We start from the raw sequence: 8,039 nt of genomic DNA on the forward strand, positions 1-8,039 counted from the left end.
TCGGTGTCGCGCACGCCGCCTTCGTCATGGCCCTGCGGGGCCGCGGCGTGCGCGACACCGACACCCTGCGGGCGATGGAGCGGGTGCCGCGCGAGCGCTTCGCCCCCGCCCGGCATCGCGATCTTGCCCGGCGCGACCTCGGCCTGCCCCTCCCCTGCGGGCAGACCATGACGGCGCCGACCATCGTGGCGGGCATGCTGACGGCGCTGGCGGTGCGCCCGGGTGTCCGCATCCTCGAGATCGGCACGGGGTCCGGCTACGTCACCGCGCTGCTGCTGCGCCTGGGCGCCGCCCGGGTCCGCAGCGTCGAGCGCTACGCCACCCTGGCGGAGGATGCCCGCGACAACCTCGTGCCCGAGGACCGGCCCCTGGCCGAGATCGTCGTCGGCGACGGGCTTCACCCGGGCGGCCTCGCGGGGCTCGAACTCTTCGACCGTATCCTGCTCAACGGGACCCTGGCGGCCCTGCCCGGGCACCTCGCCGAGGCCCTGGCGCCGGGCGGGCGCCTCGTGGCGGCACTGGGCCGACCGGAGGCGGCGACGCTCCTCACTCTGGTGCGCGAGGCCGACGGCACGTGCGCCGAGCGCCGCGGCGCTACGATCCGCCTGGCGCCCCTTACCCCCGGCCGGGCCTGCGTGCTGTAGGCGCCCGAAGGTTCCCCGGCTGGCCGGTATGTGGCCGCAACGTGGTGAATCGGAACGGTTGCTTAACCTGAATCCGGTTTGAATGACGTCATCAAGTTGCGTCAGGCAAACAGGTGCGTCGATGCGGGTTCGCGGGACTGGTCGAGGGTTGAGGACGCTGTCGCGCTTCGCGCTCATCGGCGTGATCGGAGGCGGTGCGGCCGCCTGTTCTTCAGATTCTTCGCGGCTGGGCGATCCCTTCGGGAATCCCTTCGCCTCGAATCTTTCCAGCGAGCCGTCGGCCACGGGCAGTCTGCCGGATGGCGAGATCGCCCCGGCACCGGTGGTGCGCACCAGCCGCATCCAGTCCCAGGCGCTCGGCGCGCCGGGGGCGGCGATGTCGCCGCGCCCCATGGCCGCCGCGCCGGTCCCGGCCCGTCCTCAGACCAGCCGCCTGGCCTCCGCTGAGCCGGTCTCGGGTGGCATGAGTTCGGGGGGGATGGCTTCGAGCGCCGCGGTCTCGGGCATGAACCCCGATGCCGGGCGCATGACCACCCGCGCGGTGCCCCCCGCCCCGGCCCCGAAGGTCGTCGACCGCGCCGCCGAGAAGCGGGCCGCCGAAGCCCGTCGCGAGGCGGAGGCCCGCGAGGCCGCCGAGGCCAAGCGCGAGGCCGAGGCGGCCAAGCTCGCCGAGGCCCGGAAGCTCGTCGAAGCCGCCAACGCGCGCAAGGCCGCCGAAGCCGCGCGCCATGCCGAGGCCAAGGCGGCCGAGAAGTCCGCGAGTGCCGCCAAGCTCGCCGAGGCGAAGAAGCTCGTCGAGGCCCGCAAGGTCGCCGAGGCCAAGGCTGCGGCCGCGGAGACCAAGGCCGCCGAAACCAAGGCGGCTGAGGCCCGGAAGGCTCATGTCCGCCCCGGCCAGGCCGTGGCCAAGGCCGAGGACAAGCCGGTCCGCAAGATCGAGATCAAGGAAGCCAAGGCCGAGGTGAAGCCCGACGCCAAGGTGGACACGGCCAAGGCCGACGCCGCCAAGAAGGCGGAGGCCGCCAAGAAGGCCGCCGAGGCGGAGGCCAAGCTGGCCAAGGCGGAGGCCGCCAAGGACGCCGCGCGCAAGGTCGCCGAGGCGAAGGCTGCGGCGGACGTCAAGGCCGCCGAGGCCGCGGCCAAGGCGCCCGTGAAGGTTGCCTCGGCGGAGCCGGCCAAGGTCGAGCCCGCGAGCACGGGTTCGGTCGCGGTCGACCAGTCCTTCCGCTGGCCCGCCAAGGGCCGGGTGATCTCGGGCTACGGCTCCTCCGGCAACGAGGGCATCAACATCTCGGTGCCCGAGGGAACCCCGGTGAAGGCCGCCGAGGACGGCACGGTGGCGTATGCAGGCTCGGACGTGAAGGGTTACGGCAAGCTCGTGCTCGTGCGCCACACCAACGGCTACGTCTCGGCTTACGCCCATAACGGCGAGCTCGACGTGCGCCCCGGCGAGAAGGTCAAGCGCGGCCAGACCATCGCCAAGTCCGGCGCCTCCGGCAACGTGACCTCGCCCCAGCTCCACTTCGAGATCCGCAAGGGCGCGACCCCGGTCGACCCGATGCCGCACCTCGCCAGCAATTAATCTATCCTTCGCCCGAGCTTGGACAAAGAACGGCGGCCCCTCGGGGCCGCCGTTCTGCGTTTGCGGATGCGAGAGGGTCAGCGTCCCGTTCGCACCCGCGTCCAGCTCCGGGTCACGAAGCGCTGGGTGCGGTCGTCCCAGGCGGTGTTGCTGGAGAGGCGCTGCATCGTCGCCTCGTCCGGGTAGATGCCGGGATTGGCCAGGATCTCCGGCTTGACGAATTTCCGCGCCGCCGCGTTGCCGTTGGCATAGGAGACGAAGTTGGTGTTGGCCGCCGCCACCTCGGGCCGCATCATGTAGTCGAGGAAGATGTGGGCCTCGGTGGGGTGCGGCGCGTCCTTCGGGATCGCGAAGGCGTCGAACCACATCAGCGCGCCCTCGCGTGGGATGACGTAGCCGATCTCGATGCCGTTCTTGGCCTCCTCGGCGCGCTTGCGGGCCTGCATCACGTCGCCCGAATAGCCGACCGCGAGGCAGAGGTCGCCGTTGGCCAGGCCGTTGATGTATTCCGAGGAGTGGAACTTGCGCACCGAGCCCCGCACCTTGAACAGCGCGTCGGTGACCTGGGAGATGTCGTCCCAGCGCTTGGAATCCGGCTTGAAGCCGTAGAACGGCAGCATGCTGGGGATCAGGTCTTCGGGCGAATCGAGGAGCATCACGCCGCAATCCTTGAGCTTGCCCATCAGGGCCGGATTGAGGATGAGGCTCCAGGTGTTCAGGGGCTGGTTCGCCCCCAGGCGCTCGCGCACCTGGGCGAGGTTCACGCCGATGCCGGTGGTGCCCCACATGTAGTCCACGGCGAAAGCGTTGCCGGGATCGTAGGTGGCGAGCCGTGCGGCGATCTCGGGCCAGGCATGGACGAGGTTCGGGATCTTCGCCTTGTCGAGGGGCTGAAACACGCCGGCCCGGATCAGCCGCTGCAGGAACGGCCCGGAAGGCGCCACCACGTCGTAGCCCGAGCGCCCGGCCAACAGCTTGGTCTCGAGGATCTCGTTGTTGTCGTAGGTGTCGTACACGACCTTGATGCCGGTCTCCTTCGTGAAGGCCTCCAGCACTTTCGGGTCGATGTAGTCCGACCAGTTGTAGATGTTGACGACGCGCTCGCGGGCCGGCGCCTGCGCGCGGGCGCGGGCGCCGGGGTCGGCCCCGAAGGCCAGGGCGGCGAGCGCCCCGGCCGTCAGGATCCGGGTCAGGAGCGCGCGGCGGGTGCCGGCTCGGATCATGCGTTCCCCTTGGCGGCCACCACGACGATCTCGACGCGGTATTCGGGGGCGGCGAGCTTGGCCTCCACCGTGGCGCGGGCGGGCGGGTTGTCCTTCGCCACCCAGGCGTCCCAGGCGGCGTTCATCTCCGCGAAGGTGGCGATGTCGGCCAGGTAGATCGTCGCCGTGAGGATGCGGCTCTTGTCGGTGCCGGCCGCCGCGAGCAGGCGGTCGATCTCGCCCAGGATCTCCTGGGTCTGGGCAGTGACGCCGGCGCCCACCACGGTGCCGGCCACTTGGCCCGCGAGGAAGACCATGTCGCCGTAAGTGACGGCCTGGCTCATGCGCGGGCCGGATTCGAAGCGCTGGATCGTCATGGCGGAAAAGCGTGCCTCTCGCGGGCCGGCCCGGCGCCCCATGGCACCCGGACTTCCGGCGCAAGCCTTGTGCCGTGCCGTGCCCCCGAGCGTAAAGGGGGCCCGCCGCGTCCGGCTCCGGCGCGCGCGCTCCGAAGCAATGCGACAAAGTCCCTTTCCGCAGCGCAACTCATCCTGTGGGTGCGGCGTTCTCACCTCAGGCGCAAGGCCAAGGCGACACAGCCAGCCGTTATGGCCTGTGAGGTCCGACCCAGCGGGTTCGGCCAAGTATCGAGGATCAGCTCATGGGTATTATCTGGACCATCATCATCGGCTTCCTGGCCGGTGTCATCGCCAAGTTCATCATGCCGGGCAGCAACGAGCCTGCCGGCTTCATCCTGACCACGATCCTCGGCATCGTCGGCGCCTTCGTCGCCACCTTCCTCGGTCAGGCGCTGGGCTGGTACGGTCCCAACCAGGGCGCGGGCCTCATCGGCGCCGTCGTGGGCGCCATCGTCGTGCTCGCGATCTACGGCTTCATCCAGGGCCGTCGCTCCACCACCACGCTCTGATCCGACCTGAATTCGGGACAAACGAAAAAGGGGCGCCTCATCGAGGCGCCCCTTTTTCGTGTCCACTTTTACGTACGGCCGCTTCGCCCGATGCCGGCTGGCACCGGGCGTCGATCGGTTCAGGCCTCGGTCACGGCCTTGACGGCGCAGTGACCGGTGGCGCCCCGAATGGCGAGGCCGGCACCGACCACGAGGGCGGCGAGGCTGAGCCACTTGTTCGGGCGCGGCTGGGCGGCGGCGGCGGCGATGCCGAGGCCGAGCACCACGGACACCGCCCGCTCGGTGGTGGTCAGGTTCGGGGTTCCGCTGAAGATGTCCTGGATCATCGCATTGGCCATGGCGGGCGCTCCTATGTTGCGTCGCGGGGCGAACGCGGTGGGGGGAGCGGCGTTCCACGTTCCGCGTCGACCCCGTGTCGCGGTGCCGGCCGCGTTCGGGGCTAGGCCTGAATAGGTGCGGCATTTCCGTCACAGGGCGGGACGGCCTGAACGGTCGGTCTTGATACAACCTTGTCGATTATCGCTCCGTTCATCACAACCCTCGAACCGTCGCGAAAAATCGCTCGGACGACGGACTGGGGGCAGGAATGAACACGTCAGGAATGGCCGCCGCGATGCTCATCGCGGTCAGTGTCGGCGCATGCGGCAGCATCACGCGCGGCACGACGGAGAAGATGGCCTTCCTCACGGAGCCGTCTGGCGCGACCATGACGACCACCAAGGGCTATGCCTGCCCTGCCACGCCCTGCTCCCTCGAGGTCGAGCGCTCGGACGAGTTCGACGTGACCTTCGTCAAGCCGGGATTCCGGCCCGAGACGGTCCCGGTCCGCACCAAGGTGGTGGGCGCGGGCGCCGCCGGCATGGCGGGCAACGTGCTCGCGGGCGGCGTCATCGGCATCGGAGTCGATGCCTATACGGGGGCCGCCTTCGATCACACGCCGAACCCCGTCAGCGTCTCCCTGGTGCCCTCCGCCCTGCCGAGCGCCCAGCGCAACCGGCGGCGCCAAGCCCCCGATAGCTGAAATCCCCGGCGCTACCGCGCGTTCGGCAGGCGGACCTTGACGTTCGCGCGGTCTGCGGCGGCCGGGGAGACCGGGGCCGCATCGCCCCAGCGGGTGGCGTCGATGCGCACCGTGCCCCAGCCCGTCGCCACCGCGATCGAGAGCGGCAGCAGGAGCGTGCCGTCGGCAACCGGCGCGAAGCGCACGTGGAGGTCGTCGCTCTCGGCCATGCGGCGAACGTTGGCCCCCTGGGCGCGATGCCCCGAGATCGGGACCCAGCGCACCCGGCAATCCAGCGCGGGTCCGCGATAGGCGCCCTCCGTCACCGTGAGGACGCTGCCGCGCGACAGGACGAGATCGGCCCGTGTCGCCCCATCGAAGACGGCGATGCGCCGGTCGCACAGGCCCGGCTCCAGGGCGGATGGGCCCGTGGGAATCATCAGCATGGTGAGGGGGTCGACGACGCCGACCCGGTCCTCCGGCGCCACGGGCACCCGGTCCGGGCGCGGGGCCGGGGGCGGCTCCACCGTGGCGCTGCGAACCCGGCCGCCTGCGAGATCGAGCACGACCGAGATCGGCTTACCGGCATAGCGGCTGTCGAGCCGGAACGTCGCCGTGGCCGCCCCGTTGCGCGCCAGCGTGCCGGCGACCACCGCCTTGCCGGTCCCGTCCAGGAAGAAGCCGGCGAGGCCACGAAGGCCCGCCTCGACCTCGAGGGCATAGCGCGCATCCGCCCGCTCGAGGGCCAGGGTGGCCTCGCCCACGCGCAGGTTCAGGAAGCTCAGGCTATAGGCGATGCTGAAGCGGGCGGCCGGAATCTCGCCGACCGCGTTCGCGGCTGAAGCGCCGGAGACGAGCGCCAGGAGCGCGACGGCCGGGATTCGCGGCATGGCCCGGGCTCCCCTGCGCCTCCACACGGCCTTCATGCCTCGCCCCCGCCGCGCACGGATCTTCTGCGCATACTCAATGACGCTACCACTGTCCGCACCGCCTGCGATGCGCGCTTCGGCACCCGGCGGACAGGGCCGCCCTCCCCCTGGGAGCGAACCATCCGCCGCGGCCGTCCGCGCATGAGAATGTCCCTCGAACGAGAAAGAGCGCGGCCCCGGCGAGGACCGCGCTCTTCACTTGTTCCAGCGCATGGGCCGGGCGCCGACGCACCCGGCCGGATGCCGCCTTACGCCTCCTGGCGGGGTCCGCGGGCGCGGTCCTGCTCGGCGTTGCGCTCGGCCTTGAGCTTCTCGGTGAGGTCCTCGCCGGTCTCCTGGTCGACGACCTTCATGGAGAGGCGGATCTTGCCGCGGTCGTCCTGGCCGAGGAACTTGACCTTGACCTTCTGGCCCTCCTTGACGACGTCCGTCACCTTGGCGACCCGCTGGGCGGTGAGCTCCGAGATGTGGACGAGACCGTCCTTGGCGCCGAAGAAGTTCACGAAGGCGCCGAACTCCATCGTCTTCACGACGGTGCCGTCATAGATCATGCCCGGCTCGGCTTCCGCCACGATCGAGCGGATCCAGTTGTAGGCGGCCTTGATGGCCTTGCCGTCGCTGGAGGCGATCTTCACCGTGCCGGTGTCGTCGATGTTGATCTTGGCGCCGGTCTTCTCGACGATCTCGCGGATCACCTTGCCGCCGGTGCCGATCACTTCCCGGATCTTGTCGGTGGGGATCTGCATCGTCTCGATGCGGGGCGCGTACTCGCCGAGCTCGGGACGGGCGTCGGTGAGGGCCTTGGCCATCTCGCCGAGGATGTGCACGCGGCCTTCCTGCGCCTGATGCAGGGCGACCTTCATGATCTCCTCGGTGATGCCCGCGATCTTGATGTCCATCTGCAGCGAGGTGATGCCGGCTTCCGTGCCCGCCACCTTGAAGTCCATGTCGCCGAGGTGGTCCTCGTCGCCGAGGATGTCGGACAGTACGGCGTAGCGCTCACCCTCGAGGATGAGGCCCATGGCGATGCCCGCCACCGGACGGCGCAGGGGCACGCCGGCATCCATCAGCGACAGCGAGGCGCCGCAGACGGAGGCCATCGAGGAGGAGCCGTTCGACTCGGTGATCTCGGACACGACGCGGATCGTGTACGGGAACTCGTGGGCCGGCGGCAGCACGGGGTGCACGGCGCGCCAGGCGAGCTTGCCGTGGCCGATCTCGCGGCGGCCCGGGGAGCCCATGCGGCCGGTCTCGCCCACCGAGTAGGGGGGGAAGTTGTAGTGCAGCAGGAAGGTCTCCTTGTAGGTGCCCTCCAGCGCGTCGATGAACTGCTCGTCCTCGCCGGTGCCCAACGTCGCGACCACGAGGGCCTGGGTCTCACCGCGGGTGAACAGCGACGAGCCGTGCGCGCGCGGCAGTACGCCGACCTGGGACTCGATCGGGCGCACGGTGCGGACGTCGCGGCCGTCGATGCGCGAGCCCGTGTCGAGGATGTTCCAGCGCACGACCTTGGACTGCGCTTCCTTGAACGCGGCCTTGACCTTCTCGGCCGGGAAGCGGGCCTCGCCCTCGGCGGGGCAGAGGGCGGCCATCACCGTCGCCTTCACGGCGTCGACGGCGGCGTAGCGCTCCTGCTTGACGGTGTTCTTGTAGGCGGCGCGCAGATCCGCTTCGCAGACCTCGAGCACGGCGGCTTCCACGTCGCCGTGCTCGGGCGCCTGGAAGTTGCGGGGCTCCTTGGCGGCCTTCTCGGC

At 70.4% G+C, this 8,039-nt stretch carries 9 protein-coding genes; 4 read left to right on the plus strand and 5 right to left on the minus strand.

Annotated elements, in window-relative coordinates; all coding sequences use genetic code 11:
* Window positions 1-644: protein-L-isoaspartate O-methyltransferase family protein (locus tag MFF30_RS19160; protein WP_238281071.1), on the plus strand; the 644-nt coding region annotated here is incomplete at its 5' end.
* A gap of 121 nt (window positions 645-765) precedes the next feature.
* Window positions 766-2,226, plus strand: coding sequence for a murein hydrolase activator EnvC family protein (locus MFF30_RS19165; RefSeq protein ID WP_238281072.1), 1,461 nt, complete (start codon window positions 766-768; stop codon window positions 2,224-2,226).
* Between the two features lie 77 nt (window positions 2,227-2,303).
* Here MFF30_RS19165 and MFF30_RS19170 read toward each other — a convergent pair whose 3' ends face one another.
* Together MFF30_RS19170 and MFF30_RS19175 are read right to left on the minus strand one after the other, a co-directional pair.
* Window positions 2,304-3,449, minus strand: coding sequence for a polyamine ABC transporter substrate-binding protein (locus tag MFF30_RS19170; RefSeq protein WP_238281073.1), 1,146 nt, complete (start codon window positions 3,447-3,449; stop codon window positions 2,304-2,306).
* Entirely contained in the window at window positions 3,446-3,805 is a 360-nt protein-coding gene (locus MFF30_RS19175; RefSeq protein WP_238281074.1) for a RidA family protein, read from the minus strand. The genes MFF30_RS19170 and MFF30_RS19175 overlap by 4 nt, the downstream gene beginning before the upstream one ends.
* Before the next feature lie 284 nt (window positions 3,806-4,089).
* Between MFF30_RS19175 and MFF30_RS19180 the strand changes: the two genes are divergently transcribed.
* Window positions 4,090-4,356, plus strand: a complete 267-nt coding sequence (locus tag MFF30_RS19180) for a GlsB/YeaQ/YmgE family stress response membrane protein (RefSeq protein ID WP_108040045.1) — start codon at window positions 4,090-4,092, stop codon at window positions 4,354-4,356.
* Between the two features lie 119 nt (window positions 4,357-4,475).
* Here MFF30_RS19180 and MFF30_RS19185 read toward each other — a convergent pair whose 3' ends face one another.
* Window positions 4,476-4,694 carry a YgaP family membrane protein gene (locus tag MFF30_RS19185; protein WP_055950811.1) on the minus strand — a complete coding sequence of 73 codons (219 nt, stop codon included), beginning with the start codon at window positions 4,692-4,694 and terminating at the stop codon, window positions 4,476-4,478.
* Window positions 4,695-4,942: 248 nt separating this feature from the next.
* On the opposite strand from MFF30_RS19185, the gene MFF30_RS19190 reads away from it, so the two are divergent.
* Entirely contained in the window at window positions 4,943-5,377 is a 435-nt protein-coding gene (locus tag MFF30_RS19190) for a translation initiation factor 2 (protein WP_238281075.1), read from the plus strand.
* Between the two features lie 11 nt (window positions 5,378-5,388).
* Here MFF30_RS19190 and MFF30_RS19195 read toward each other — a convergent pair whose 3' ends face one another.
* Together MFF30_RS19195 and pnp are read right to left on the minus strand one after the other, a co-directional pair.
* Window positions 5,389-6,246 (minus strand): DUF3108 domain-containing protein, encoded by an 858-nt coding sequence (locus MFF30_RS19195; RefSeq protein WP_238281076.1) that lies wholly within the window; start codon window positions 6,244-6,246, stop codon window positions 5,389-5,391.
* 287 nt (window positions 6,247-6,533) lie between these two features.
* A partial coding sequence (gene pnp / locus MFF30_RS19200) for a polyribonucleotide nucleotidyltransferase (RefSeq protein ID WP_238281082.1) occupies window positions 6,534-8,039 on the minus strand: 1,506 nt, incomplete at its 5' end.

It is taken from the genome of Methylobacterium goesingense, from assembly GCF_022179225.1.
GTDB classification, from domain to species: Bacteria; Pseudomonadota; Alphaproteobacteria; order Rhizobiales; family Beijerinckiaceae; genus Methylobacterium; species Methylobacterium goesingense.